The 12,479-nt window shown below is 59.6% G+C and carries 11 protein-coding genes; 3 read left to right on the top strand and 8 right to left on the bottom strand.

The genetic code is table 11. From position 1 onward, the window contains the following. Nucleotides 1-24: 24 nt before the first annotated feature. The 6 genes from INHI_RS0107910 to INHI_RS0107885 all read right to left on the bottom strand — a co-directional run bounded on the left by INHI_RS0107910 (nucleotide 25) and on the right by INHI_RS0107885 (nucleotide 5,697). Nucleotides 25-1,080: a substrate-binding domain-containing protein gene (locus tag INHI_RS0107910; protein ID WP_027247312.1), complete on the bottom strand. Its 1,056-nt coding sequence runs from the start codon at nucleotides 1,078-1,080 to the stop codon at nucleotides 25-27. Between the two features lie 243 nt (nucleotides 1,081-1,323). Further along, entirely contained in the window at nucleotides 1,324-2,364 is a 1,041-nt protein-coding gene (locus INHI_RS0107905; protein ID WP_027247311.1) for a sensor histidine kinase, read from the bottom strand. Nucleotides 2,365-2,413: 49 nt separating this feature from the next. Continuing rightward, the gene (locus tag INHI_RS0107900) at nucleotides 2,414-3,571 is read right to left on the bottom strand and encodes a trans-sulfuration enzyme family protein (RefSeq protein WP_036766980.1); all 1,158 of its coding nucleotides are present in this window, start codon (nucleotides 3,569-3,571) and stop codon (nucleotides 2,414-2,416) included. A gap of 27 nt (nucleotides 3,572-3,598) precedes the next feature. After that, nucleotides 3,599-4,120: a gamma carbonic anhydrase family protein gene (locus INHI_RS0107895; RefSeq protein ID WP_014880013.1), complete on the bottom strand. Its 522-nt coding sequence runs from the start codon at nucleotides 4,118-4,120 to the stop codon at nucleotides 3,599-3,601. After that, on the bottom strand, nucleotides 4,117-4,758 hold the full coding sequence (gene gmk, locus INHI_RS0107890; protein ID WP_014880014.1) for a guanylate kinase: 642 nt from the start codon (nucleotides 4,756-4,758) through the stop codon (nucleotides 4,117-4,119). Before gmk ends, INHI_RS0107895 begins: the two co-directional genes overlap by 4 nt. A gap of 42 nt (nucleotides 4,759-4,800) precedes the next feature. Next, a complete protein-coding gene (locus INHI_RS0107885; protein WP_027247309.1) occupies nucleotides 4,801-5,697 on the bottom strand; it encodes a YicC/YloC family endoribonuclease in 897 nt (298 codons plus the stop codon). Between the two features lie 245 nt (nucleotides 5,698-5,942). Here INHI_RS0107885 and INHI_RS0107880 point away from each other — a divergent pair, with 245 nt between their 5' ends. Then, complete coding sequence (locus INHI_RS0107880; protein WP_027247308.1) at nucleotides 5,943-6,800, top strand: PAS domain-containing protein; 858 nt, start codon at nucleotides 5,943-5,945, stop codon at nucleotides 6,798-6,800. A gap of 281 nt (nucleotides 6,801-7,081) precedes the next feature. On the opposite strand, the gene INHI_RS0107875 is transcribed toward INHI_RS0107880, so the two are convergent. Further along, nucleotides 7,082-8,452 carry a class II 3-deoxy-7-phosphoheptulonate synthase gene (locus INHI_RS0107875; protein ID WP_014874694.1) on the bottom strand — a complete coding sequence of 457 codons (1,371 nt, stop codon included), beginning with the start codon at nucleotides 8,450-8,452 and terminating at the stop codon, nucleotides 7,082-7,084. A gap of 180 nt (nucleotides 8,453-8,632) precedes the next feature. On the opposite strand from INHI_RS0107875, the gene INHI_RS0107870 reads away from it, so the two are divergent. Next, a complete protein-coding gene (locus tag INHI_RS0107870) occupies nucleotides 8,633-9,637 on the top strand; it encodes a GlxA family transcriptional regulator (RefSeq protein ID WP_014874695.1) in 1,005 nt (334 codons plus the stop codon). 28 nt (nucleotides 9,638-9,665) lie between these two features. Here INHI_RS0107870 and INHI_RS0107865 read toward each other — a convergent pair whose 3' ends face one another. Beyond that, nucleotides 9,666-10,769: a PQQ-dependent sugar dehydrogenase gene (locus INHI_RS0107865; RefSeq protein WP_027247307.1), complete on the bottom strand. Its 1,104-nt coding sequence runs from the start codon at nucleotides 10,767-10,769 to the stop codon at nucleotides 9,666-9,668. A gap of 481 nt (nucleotides 10,770-11,250) precedes the next feature. On the opposite strand from INHI_RS0107865, the gene INHI_RS0107860 reads away from it, so the two are divergent. Then, a complete protein-coding gene (locus INHI_RS0107860; RefSeq protein WP_014880018.1) occupies nucleotides 11,251-12,444 on the top strand; it encodes an ABC transporter substrate-binding protein in 1,194 nt (397 codons plus the stop codon). The last annotated feature ends 35 nt before the right edge of the window (nucleotides 12,445-12,479 follow it).

The following is a 12,479-nucleotide window of genomic DNA, read 5'->3' as shown; positions in this document are numbered from 1 at the left end:
CGCAGTGTCATTCTGGCCGGGCGATCAGGAGTTGCCGCCGATGACCTCTTCTTCGGAGACCACAGCCTGAGTCTTGGTCAGCTCAGGATCGGCAACCAGACCATACTCTGCCAGCGGGCCATCGGGGCCGGCCACTTCGTCTGCGACGAAGAATTCAGCGTATTCTTTCAGGCCGGGGATCACGCCGATGTGGGCTTTCTTCACGTAGAAGAACAGCGGGCGCGATACCGGATATTCACCTTCGGCAATGCTCTCGGTGGTGGGTACAATGCCGGACATGGTGGCAACCTGCAGCTTGTCTGTGTTGTTCTCATAGAACGCCAGACCAAAGACGCCGATGCCGTCCTTGTTGCTCTCGATGCGGGCCAGGGTTTCGGTGTAGTCGCCGTCGATGTCGACCGACTTGCCGTCTGTGCGTAGGGAAATACAGGCTTTCTCTGCGGCTTTCTTCTTGGCTTTGTCGCTGTCACCTTCGGCGTGAGCCAGCAGATGCTCGAAGGCGCCGGTGGCTTCGCAGCCTGCCAGGATCACCTTGTCTTCGAACACTTCGCGGGTGCCGTGCTTGGTGCCGGGGATGAAGGCCTGAATGTCTTGCGCCGGGAAGGCGCTGTTCACATCGGCCCAGGTTTTGTTGGGGTTGGCGACCATTTTGCCATCAACCAGGATCTCGTCGGACAGGGCCAGGAACCAGTCGGTCGGCGTGTATTCAAAGGCGTTGCCCTTGATGTCATTGGCAAACACGATGCCGTCATAACCGATCTGAACTTCGATGATGTCGGTCACGCCGTTTTCTGCGCAGGCCTTGATTTCCTTGTCCTTGATGCGGCGCGATGCGTTGGCCACGTCGATGGTGTTTTCGCCCACACCTTCGCAGAACCGCTTCAGACCGGCAGAGGACCCACCGGATTCAACGACCGGTGTCGGGAAGTCGAAGTTCTCGCCAAAGGCTTCGGCCACGATGGAGGCATAGGGCAGAACAGTCGAAGAACCGGCAACCTGAACCTGATCGCGCGCTGCCGCAGCAGTGGCAGAAACAGCCGAAATGGCCAGGGCGGAAGCGGTGAGTTTCACAAAGGACATCTGTGTCTCCTTGGGTGTCAATTTTCAGGATCATCCCGTGATGATCTTGCGCCCTCACCTAAGGGCGGCGCATGTGCCTTTTGTGACGGCTATGTAACAGCTGTATGACAAACCCGGTTGCTGCCCCGTTTTTTGTGACAAATCGGCCGGGCAACGGTGGGTTTTCTTAACTTTTCGCGACGAACTTCGCGGTGGGCGCGCAGTTTATTGTCACATACAGCGCGCCAACGCCTCACCGTCGTGTCAGCGCGGAAGGATCACGGTGAACACCGTGCCCGTCGCAGCGGAGCTTTCCACCCGCATCCGGCCGCGATGGCGGTTGATGATATGTTTGACGATCGCCAGCCCCAGCCCGGTGCCGCCCTGCTCACGCGATCTGTGCGTGTCGACGCGGTAGAACCGTTCCGTGAGCCGGGGCAAATGCACCGGGTCGATCCCGGTGCCATTGTCGATCACCTCAACCCGGACGGCGGCGGCACGGACGGCGGGGTCGCGGTCGCGTGTTCTGAGGCGCAGGGTCACCTGATCGCCGCCATATTTGATGGCGTTCTCAACAAGGTTTGTGAACACCTGCTGCAGCTGATCCGGATCCCCGGTGACCAGCGTCGGCTCCTCTGGGATTTCCAGAATAAGCTGCACATCTGCAGCCTCCGCCACCGGTTCCAGTGATTTCAGCGTTGAGGCCAGATGCGCGCCCAAGTCGAGTTGCTCGCGCGGCCGCACACGCTCTTCGCTCTCGACCCGATTCAGCGACAAGAGATCCCCGACCAGGCGGTTCATCCGATTTGCCTCGCCCTGCATGATTGTGAGAAACCTGTCGCGTGCCGGGGCATCGTCACGCGCGGGGCCACGGAGCGTTTCAATGAACCCCATCAGCGCGGTCAGCGGCGTGCGCAGTTCATGGCTGACATTGGCGACGAAATCACGTCTCATCTGGCTGGCCTGCTCGCGGTCAGTGATATCCGTGAGACTGATCAGCGCCGCTCCGCCATTTACCGCACCAATGCCGGGAATATAGCGCAAGGCGACCTCGAACGTGGTGTCCTGTGCGCCGTCGTTGGACAGGTGACGGGCGGTTTTGGCGCTGCGTTCATAAAGACAGCTTTCGATCGCCGTGGCCACATTGGGCTGGCGCAGGATGGTGGCAAAATGACGTCCGACCAGATTGGCACCCAGCAGTGTGGTCGCCGCCGCATTTGCGGCGATGAACCTTTCGCTTTGATCGACCAGCACCGCTGGCAAGGGGATGGCTTCCATGAAACCGTCGATTAAATCCTGTGTCATCTGCCCCTCGCTTTGTTGCTGTGCCGGTCGTGTTACAAACCGATTGTAACTATGACGTGGCAGCCGCGACCGCTTCGGTGAAGACAGCGCAGAGTGTTTCCGGATCCTCAAGCCCGACCGAGACGCGGAAGAACCCTTCGCTCAGCCCCAGTTTGGCGCGATCCTCTGTGCTGAGGGCGCGGTGTGAGGATGAGGCCGGATGCGACAGCGTCGTGCCCACATCGCCAAGGGTCGGGGCAAAGTTCAGCCCATCGGCCCCACGGGTAAAGGCATTGGCCGCAGCGCGCCCGCCCTCAAGCTCAAAGCTGACCATATTGCAGCCTTTCCCGTCCAACAGCGCCATGGCGCGCTCGTGATCGGGATGATCCTTGCGGGTCGGGTAAATCACCCGCTTGACCCCGGGCAGCCCTGCCAGATGGTCGGCGAGCGTCACCGCCGTGGCCTGCGCGCGTTCAAACCGCAGCTCAAATGACAACATGCCACGCTCCGCAAGCCAGCAGTCAAACGGGCTGGGCGTCATGCCGGTGGTGACCACATAGACGCTGAGACGGGTGTTGATCTCAGGATCCTTGGCCACGACATAGCCGAGCATCACATCGGAATGCCCCGCCAGCAGCTTGGTGATCGAATGGATGACGATATCGGCGCCATGATCAAAAGGTTGAAAGCCCCGTGGCGTGGTGAAGGTATTGTCGACCACCAAAAGGATATCGCGGTCCTTGCAGAGCTGGGCCAACCCGTCGATATCGGCGACGGCAAGCGTCGGGTTTGACACCGCCTCGACCAGGATCATCGTGGTTTCGGGGCGGATCGCCGCCTTCACTGCGGCCACATCACCGGGATTGGCCAAAGTGGTTTCGATGCCCAGACGCGGCAGATCCTCGGCCATCAGGCGCATCGACCGCCCATAGAGCTGATTGCCACCAATCACATGATCGCCTGTTTTCAGCAGGCCCAGCAGAACGGCAGAAACCGCCGCCATACCGGACCCGGTCACGACCCCACCGGGCATCCCTTCCATCGCATCGAGCCGCTTGGCGACGACATCGGCGTTGGGATGGCCTTCGCGGGAGTAGGTATAGCCGTGCACTCGCCCTTCGTATTGGTCGTCAAGCGCATCCGGCGTTTCGCTGGCATAGACAACCGACGGGCTGAGTGGCGTCACAACCGGATGGCTCGCGCTGAAGGGCAAGGGATCTGGCCGCATCAGCGACCCTTTGGAATTTCTCACGTGTCAGACCTCTGTCAGTTCGTCGCGAAAACGACGCATGTTTTCCTGGTAGTGCTCGGCGCTTTGGCGCAGGGATTGCACCAGGGCTTCATCCACATCGCGGACAATTTTGCCGGGTGCGCCCATGACCAGAGAATTATCGGGGATTTCTTTATTCTCTGTGATCAGGGCGCCCGCACCGATCAGGCAGTTCTTGCCGATCTTGGCCCCGTTGAGGACGGTTGCCCCCATCCCAATCAGGGAATTGTCGCCGATGGTGCAGCCATGCAGCATCACCTTGTGGCCGATTGTGCAGTTCTCGCCAATGGTCAGGGGGTAGCCTGCGTCAATATGCATGACGCAGTTTTCCTGCACGTTAGAACCGCGTCCGATACGGATCTCCTCGTGATCTGCGCGGATGGTGCTGCCGAACCAGACCGAGGCCCTCTCCTCCAACACCACAAGGCCGATCAGATTAGCATCCGGCGCGACCCATGTGTCGGCGTGGAGTTCGGGTGTTTTGTCGCCCAAGGCATAGATGGTCATGACAGATCCTCAAATTCGCTTTGCAGGCCGCGCACATGGTCGACCAGATGCGGCTGCTGGATGCGGCGCAGACGGGTGGCGGTGATAATGGTCTTCAGCTGTAGCTCGGTGGCATCCAGATCATCGTTGATCAGCACGTGATCATAGCTGCCCCAGTGGCTGATTTCGTCCCAGCTTTTCTCCATCCTGCGGGTGATGGTCGCGGCATCATCCTGCGCGCGGCTCTCCAGTCGGCGGCGCAACTCTCCGATCGAGGGCGGCAGCAGGAAGATCGACAGCGTGTGCTGCCCCAGGTCTGAGTTGCGGATCTGCTGCGCACCCTGCCAGTCGATATCAAACAGCACGTCACGCCCGCCATCAATCGCCGCCTTCACCGGCCCCTTGGGTGAGCCATAGAAATTGCCAAACACATGAGCGTGCTCCAGCATGTTGCCTTCGCTCACGGCGGTCTTGAAGGCATCAGTGGTGATGAAGTGATAGTCCTGCCCGTCGGTTTCACCGGGACGCGGATTGCGCGTGGTGGCCGAGACGGAAAATTCAATGCTGGGATCCCAGGACCGCAGCCGTTTCGCCAATGTGGATTTCCCAGCCCCTGAGGGCGAAGAAAGGATAATCAACAGGCCGCGCCGATCTGCCATGGCGTGCTCTCCTTTGTCTTAATGCGTTATTATTCTGGTTCGTTATTCGATGTTCTGGACTTGCTCGCGCATTTGGTCGATGACCGCTTTCAGCTCAAGCCCGACCGCAGTCAGGTCGCTGTTTTGCGCCTTGGAGCAGAGCGTATTGGCCTCGCGGTTGAATTCCTGCATCAGGAAATCCAGCTTGCGCCCGACGGCGCCGCCCTTGGTCAGCAGTTCACGCGCAGCCGCGACATGGGCGGTCAGCCGATCCAGCTCCTCGGTGACATCCGCTTTGACCGCCAGCAGGGCCAGTTCCTGTGCCAGCCGCGTTTCGTCCACGCCGTCGCTGTTCTCAAGCACCCGCGCCAGATTGCTGCGCAGGGTTGCGGCAACCTCGGCCTTGCGGGCGTCGGCGCGTTGTGCAGCCTCGTTGCGCAGCGTGCTGATCTGATCCAGTTGGTCCATCAGAACAGTTTTCAACGCGGCCCCTTCAGTGGCGCGCATGTTAACAAAGTCGGACAGGATTGTGGCAAAATCAGTGCTGAGGGCGGCCACGATGGGGGCAGGATCATCGCTGCCGCTGGCCTGCTCCAGTACGCCCCGTTGTGCCAGAAGATCTGCGACAGAGGTCTGTGCCAATGTGACCCCTGCGGCGGCGGCCTGTCGTTCTACCTCGGCAACGGCTGTCAGCAGCGTTGCCAGTGCTGGTTGGTTGATCTGAAGGGCGGCAGCGGCCTCCTCGCTGCGGCTGATCCTCAGTGTCATGGAGACATTGCCGCGCGACAAAGCCTTGCTTAATTGCCCGCGCAGGCTGGTTTCGAGCCCGTCCAGCCAGTCAGGGATGCGCAAGCGCAGGTCTAGCCCCTTGGCATTCACGGAGCGTAATTCGCACGACCAGCTATGCGCCCCGGTGCTGCCCTGCCCTGCGGCGAAGCCGGTCATTGAATAGATGGTCATTGTCTGCTGCCTCCCCGGGCGCCCAAGGCGCTGTTTCGCCTCGCCACAGGTTTACAAACGGCCAGCGGACAAGTCCATAAGCGCGGGGACCTATCCTAAAGTGTTAACCATTGATTAAAGAAATAGTCCAAAATTGAATAAGATTGTGGCATGTTAACTTCAGGATAACCAATTCGGCATTAATCGTTAGGCAACCAACTTTAGCTTGGCGCATGACCCAGCCGGATCCAGCGAGGATGACAGCGATGTTTTTTGGCGGCCGCAAAGATAACAATCAGACCGAAGGTCAAACCAAGGTTGTGGCAATGGATCGCTTCCGCGCAGCGGGATCGCTGTCGCCCATGCGACAGGCGGAGGCTTACTGGACAGCTCTGCGCCGTGGCGACGATATTCCCAGCCGGTCGCAGATCGATCCGCGTGGGCTGGAAAACATCCTTCCTCAGACCTTCATTCTGGAGCGGATCGCTCCCGGCATCGCTCGTTTTCGTCTCGCTGGCCAGCGGGTTAACGAAATGGCCGGTATGGAAGTGCGCGGGATGCCAATCACTGCGTTTTTCACCCCGGCGGCCCGCAAACAGGTCAGCGCGGCGCTGGAGACGATGTTCGACACGCCTGCCATTATCGAGCTGACCTTGCAGACCGAAAACAACCGCCTGCGCGGTGCCCGCGAGGCGCGTATGTTGCTGCTGCCTTTGCGCAGCGATCTGGGAGATGTCAGTCGGGCGCTTGGGGTCTTCATCTCTGAAGGCAATCCGACTGGAACCTCGCAGCGGTTCTCGGTAACTGAAACACAGATCCGTCAGGTCAGCCCGACCGGCGATGCGCCCTTCAAGGCGAAGCCGCGCGCAGCAGATCAGGCCGCACCGGTGAAACCTGCAGCCCCGGTACCTGCGGCGAAGGACGTCAATACGCCGAACCCCGGTTTTGCTGAAACGCAGGCGCGGTTTGAGCGCGAACCTACTGTCATGACCGAGGCCCGTGCCCTGATTGAGCGCAGCCGCCAGATGTCGAATGAGACACCGGCAGCCCCTGCGGCGGAACAGGCTGAGGAAAAATCCAAGAAGCGCGGCAGCCACCTGCGTCTGATTGTCAGCAAGGACTGAATTACGGCCTTCTCAATACCATAATATTCCGAGTTACTTTCGCGCTACTGGACATAGCTAGAAAGCAAGCGCCCCGCGACAGAAGGTCCGGGGCGTTTCCCGTTTTTTGCGGCCTGAACTGTAGTCCTCCCGTGTTTGCATGGATGTCACCCAACGGCTTGGAGCGACATGAGGAACGTCAGGTAAGTGGTTGAAAATAAAAAACCCTCACCCCGATCCGGGATGAGGGTTGGTCGTTTTAGACTGGCGATCCCCGTCGTTGGATATCGCCAGAAACAGGATCAGCCAACCTGGCGCTCAGAGGTGCGGGCACGCAGCTGCGACACTTCTTCTGCCACGAGGAAGGCCAGCTCCAGCGATTGGCTGGCGTTCAGGCGCGGATCGCAGGCCGTGTGATAGCGGTCGCTCAGATCCTCGTCTGTAACCGCACGCACGCCACCGGTACATTCGGTGACATCCTGACCGGTCATCTCGAAATGCACACCGCCCGGGATTGTGCCCTCTGCGGTGTGGATCGCAAAGAAGTCACGGACCTCACGCAGCACGCTTTCAAACGGCCGGGTTTTATAGCCGGAGGAGGATTTGATGGTGTTGCCGTGCATCGGATCGCAGACCCAGGTCACCTTGGCGCCTTCGTCCTGAACCGCCTTGATCAAGCGCGGCAGGTGTTCACCGGCCTTGCCTGCACCGAACCGCGCGATCAGGGTCAGACGCCCCTCTTCGTTTTCGGGGTTCAGCTTGGCCATCAGCACCTTCAAATCTTCGGCGGTGGTGGTCGGGCCACATTTCAGACCAATCGGGTTTTGAACGCCACGGCAGAATTCGACATGTGCGCCGTCGGGTTGACGGGTACGATCGCCGATCCAAAGCATATGGCCGGAGCCAGCCAGCCATTTGCCGGAGGTGGAGTCCAGACGGGTCAGCGCCTCTTCATATTCCAGCAACAGACCTTCGTGGCTGGTGTAGAATTCCACCGACTGCAACGTATGGGCGGTGTCGTTGTTGATGCCGGCAGCTTTCATGAAGTCGAGCGTGTCGGTGATCCGATTCGCCATTTCACGGTAGCTTTCTGCCTTCTCACCCTCGGTGAAACCCAGGGTCCAGGCATGGACCTGATTCACATCGGCATAGCCGCCGGTCGAAAACGCCCGGATCAGGTTCACAGTTGCCGCCGCCTGGGTGTAGGCTTGCAGCATACGCTGTGGATCGGGCACACGCGATGTTTCGGTGAAGGCCAGATCGTTGATGATATCCCCGCGGTAGCTGGGCAGTTCCACGCCATTCACGGTTTCGGTTGGCGCGCTGCGAGGCTTGGCGAACTGGCCCGCCATGCGCCCCACCTTGATCACCGGCACCTTGGCACCATAGGTCAGCACCATCGCCATCTGCAGCATCACCTTGAAGGTATCGCGGATGGCGTCGGCGCTGAACTGGTCAAAGCTCTCGGCGCAGTCGCCGCCCTGCAGCAGAAATGCCTCACCCCGGCCCGCAGCACCGAGGTGCTGTTTCAACCGACGCGCTTCACCTGCAAATACCAATGGCGGATACTTGGACAGCTGAGCCTCAACAGCCGACAGCGCGTCGGCGTTGGTATAATCTGGCATTTGCACCCGCGGTTTCTGGCGCCAGGTCGATTTTTGCCACTCACTCATAGCTGTGTCTCCGCATAAGAGGTCTTAGGTTAACGAGGGACATCTATACGAAATCGCACCCGCGCTGACCAGTTTAGATTTGCAAAGTCTTGACGACACCGCGAAGCTGTGAACACGGTGCCCGAATTTCGCAAAAACCGGCTTTGCGAAAAACAGATATTTTGAATAAGGACGCTGGCCATGCGGACGCAAAGCAAGCCCACGACAAGCCCGGCCACTGGCCCCCAAATTCGACGTTATGCCTTTGTTTTGCTGGATAGTTTTTCCATGCTGTCGTTTGCCTCTGCGCTGGAATGCCTGCGGATTGCGAACCGGATGATGGGGCGCGAGGTGTACACCTGGACATTGCTTGCTGAGGGTGGTCGTACGGTGAGTTGTTCGGCAGGAACATCCTTTCAGGTTGATGATGATCTGGTGGAGTTGCAGCGCGATGACACAATTCTGTTGTGTTCCGGCATTTCGGTGCAGGACGCCACCACGAAAAAGCTTCTGTCCTGGCTGCGCCGCGAGGCCCGCAAGGGGCTGAAGATCGGGGGCTTGTGCACCGCCTCCTATTCGCTGGCGCGCGCGGGATTGCTGGATGGCAAACGGGCGACGATTCACTGGGAAAACGCTGATAGTTTCAATGAGGAATTCGACGAGGTTGAGCTTACCAAGTCGGTGTTTGTCATCGATGGCAACCGGATGTCGACGGCGGGCGGGACCTCCTCCATTGACCTGATGCTGAAGCTGATCGCCAGCGATCATGGTGAGGATATCGCCAATTCCGTCGCCGACCAGCTGATCTATTCGTCGATTCGCACCGACCAGGACACTCAGCGCCTGTCGATTCCCACGCGGATCGGCGTGCGGCACCCCAAACTCTCCATGGTGATTCAGATGATGGAGGCCAATATCGAAGAGCCGATTAGCCCATCGATCCTGGCGCAGAACGTGGGCATGTCGACCCGACAGCTTGAGCGGCTGTTCCGCCGCTACCTGAACCGCTCGCCAAAGCGGTACTACATGGAGCTGCGGTTGCAGAAGGCACGTAACCTGTTGATGCAGACCGATATGAGCGTGATCAACGTGGCACTTGCCTGTGGGTTCGCGTCGCCGTCGCATTTCTCAAAATGCTATCGCGCCCACTATGACACCACGCCATACCGTGAGCGGGGCAGCAAGTCGGCACCGCCCGCGGTGTGATCCACCAATACACCTAAGGCGGCGCCTATCAGCGTGACAGTCGGTAAATTGCGCCATCGGTTTCCGAGGCAAACCAGATACTGCCATCCGGGGCCTCGCGCAGGTCGCGGATACGGCCGGTTTGCTCGCCTTTGACTTGCTCCACTTCTTTCAGCGGGGAGCCCGACAGGCGCGCGATGTAGTCGAATTTTAGCGAACCGACGAAGATGTCGCCACGCCAGTCGGGCCACATCTTGCCTGAGTAGACCAGCAGATTGGAGGGCGCGATCGAGGGATCCCAATAGTACTGGGGCTGTTTCAGGCCCGGTTTTTCGGTGCCTTCGCCAATTGTCAGCCCGGAATAATGCCGCCCGTAAGAGATGATCGGCCAGCCATAGTTGGCTCCCTTTTCGATGCGGTTGACCTCATCTCCGCCACGGGCGCCGTGTTCGACCGACCAAAGGCTGCCATCGGCGGCAAAGGTCAACCCCTGCGGATTGCGGTGCCCATAAGACCAGATCTCGGGCTGGGCGCCGCGGCGTTTGGTCAGGGGATTGCTGCGTGGTGCGGAGCCTTCGGGCGTTAGCCGTAGAATGCTGCCCTGATGCGATGCCAAAACCTGCGCTGATTGACGGTCGCCGCGATCCCCAAGCGTGACATAGATATGGCCATCGGGCCCCTCGGCCAGTCGCGATCCAAAATGGCGGCCGCTGCTGACGGCTGGCGCGGCAACAAAGATATCCCGCAGCCCCTGCAATTGAGTGTTGCGCCGGGCCAGTTGGCCGGTGGCGACGGCAGTTGCAGAACCGCGTCCAACCCGTTTTGCATAGGTTAGGTATATCCGCCGGGTTTTGGCGAAGGTTCTGGGTACCATTACGTCAAGCAAACCACCCTGCCCCTGATCGCCCACCTTCGGCGTTCCCTTGATCCGCGTCAGGTGGCCGTCGCGCAGGAGGAGGAGGTTGCCGGTCCGCTCTGTGATCAGCACCGAACCATCGGGGAGAAAGTCGAAGCCCCAGGGAATATCCAGCCCCTGCGCCATTTTCTCGATGCGCAGCGCGCCCTGACTGCTGGTCAGCGCCTCCGCTGATGCCCCTGTCGCGAGCGTCAGTAGCAGTGCCGCGCCAGAGGTGAACTTGGCAAGCCACGACATGACGCTGTCCTTGCGACCGGACAACCTGCGCCCGGCAAGTGGGATGGGAGAACGCTTCAGCGCAGCCGCCGAAGATCGACCGGGATATATACATGAATGACAGATTTGGATTATTCGAATAGCGGGCCTTGTCATCTGCAGTCGCCTCTCGTTCAAACCATCGGCCATGCGCCCTTGTTGCTCTGGTAAAGGGCGCCTTAACAAAGACTAGCACGGTTTTGCATCTGACCCAATTTCAGCGGGCCTCAGCGCGGAAAACGACGCTGGCGTGGGCGCTTGTGACGTCAATGAAAGTTGGCTGGTTATCTCTCTGGTGGAGCTGCGCAACCGCTCTTCTGCGTATGTGGCTGTGAACATTCTATTGTCACCGAACACACCAAAAAACCTGTCGAGTGTTGGCGCTAGAGGCCTTTTCTTTTTTGGCGTGCTTGCCTAGGGTCCGATTTGAACAAATAAGTTCCAACAAATGGGAGTTTCAAAAATGAAAAAACTGATGATGGCCACAGCCGCCGCCGCCCTGACTGCTGGCACCGCATTTGCAGGTGGCCACGCCAAGGAAGTGAAACTGGGCGTGCTTCTCGGCTTTACCGGCCCGATTGAATCGCTGGCCCCTGCCATGGGTGCGGGCGCCGAACTGGCGATGGAAGAGGTCACCAAATCTGGCAAGCTGCTTGACTCCGCCACTGTCACCCCTGTGCGCGCGGACACCGGCTGCATCGACAATGGTCTGTCCACCGCGAATGGCGAAAAACTGATCGCTGACGGCGTGAACGGCATCATCGGCGGTGACTGCTCCGGTGTGACCGGCGCGATCCTGCAGAACGTTGCCATTCCGAACGGCATGGTGATGATCTCGCCCTCCGCCACCTCGCCGGGCCTGTCCTCGATGGAAGACAATGACCTGTTCTTCCGCACATCGCCGTCTGACGCCCGCGAAGGCCAGGTCATGGCAGAAGTGCTGAAAGAGCGTGGCATCAACTCCATCGCGCTGACCTACACCAACAACGACTACGGTAAGGGTCTGGCCGACGCGATCAAATCGTCCTTTGAGGAAGTCGGCGGCGAAGTCACCATCGTGACTGCGCATGAGGATGGCAAAGGCGACTATTCTGCAGAAGTTGCGGCGCTGGCATCCGCCGGTGGCGATATTCTGGTTGTGGCCGGCTATCTGGACCAGGGCGGTCTGGGCATCATTCAGGCCTCGCTGGACTCCGGCGCGTATGACACCTTCGGTCTGCCCGGCGGTATGATCGGTGACTCCCTGCCCAAGAACATCGGGTCGGACCTTGATGGCTCCTTTGGCCAGATCGCAGGCTCCGACAGCGAAGGCGCTGCCATCTATGCTGAACTGGCAAAAGCCGCAGGTTTTGACGGCACCTCCGCCTATTCGCCGGAAAGCTATGATGCGGCGGCACTCTTCATGCTGGCCATGCAGGCCGCGAACTCCAAAGATCCGGCCGACTATGGCTCCAAGATCCTTGAAGTGGCGAACGCACCGGGTGAGAAAATCAACCCCGGTGAGCTGGGCAAGGCGCTTGAGATCCTCGCGAACGGTGGCGACATCGACTATGAAGGTGCCACCGGCGTGGAGCTGATCGGCCCCGGTGAGAGCGCAGGCTCCTATCGTGAGATCGAAGTCAAGGACGGTGCCAACGCCACCGTGAAATTCCGCTGATCCCTTAATACCGGATCAAACCAAGATGATCAGCC

This window comes from Phaeobacter inhibens DSM 16374 (assembly GCF_000473105.1).
In the GTDB taxonomy this organism is placed as follows: Bacteria; Pseudomonadota; Alphaproteobacteria; order Rhodobacterales; family Rhodobacteraceae; genus Phaeobacter; species Phaeobacter inhibens.
This window is presented reverse-complemented; position numbering and strand designations above follow the sequence as displayed.

Bases quoted from the DNA above. Each gene is read 5' to 3' on its own strand.
- gmk (WP_014880014.1), bottom strand. From the start codon at position 4,758: ATGGCAGATCGGCGCGGCCTGTTGATTATCCTTTCTTCGCCCTCAGGG.
- INHI_RS0107875 (WP_014874694.1), bottom strand. From the start codon at position 8,452: ATGAGTGAGTGGCAAAAATCGACCTGGCGCCAGAAACCGCGGGTGCAA.
- INHI_RS0107885 (WP_027247309.1), bottom strand. From the start codon at position 5,697: ATGACCATCTATTCAATGACCGGCTTCGCCGCAGGGCAGGGCAGCACC.
- INHI_RS0107905 (WP_027247311.1), bottom strand. From the start codon at position 2,364: ATGACACAGGATTTAATCGACGGTTTCATGGAAGCCATCCCCTTGCCA.
- INHI_RS0107860 (WP_014880018.1), top strand. From the start codon at position 11,251: ATGAAAAAACTGATGATGGCCACAGCCGCCGCCGCCCTGACTGCTGGC.
- INHI_RS0107865 (WP_027247307.1), bottom strand. From the start codon at position 10,769: ATGTCGTGGCTTGCCAAGTTCACCTCTGGCGCGGCACTGCTACTGACG.
- INHI_RS0107910 (WP_027247312.1), bottom strand. From the start codon at position 1,080: ATGTCCTTTGTGAAACTCACCGCTTCCGCCCTGGCCATTTCGGCTGTT.
- INHI_RS0107870 (WP_014874695.1), top strand. From the start codon at position 8,633: ATGCGGACGCAAAGCAAGCCCACGACAAGCCCGGCCACTGGCCCCCAA.
- INHI_RS0107900 (WP_036766980.1), bottom strand. From the start codon at position 3,571: ATGCGGCCAGATCCCTTGCCCTTCAGCGCGAGCCATCCGGTTGTGACG.
- INHI_RS0107895 (WP_014880013.1), bottom strand. From the start codon at position 4,120: ATGACCATCTATGCCTTGGGCGACAAAACACCCGAACTCCACGCCGAC.
- INHI_RS0107880 (WP_027247308.1), top strand. From the start codon at position 5,943: ATGTTTTTTGGCGGCCGCAAAGATAACAATCAGACCGAAGGTCAAACC.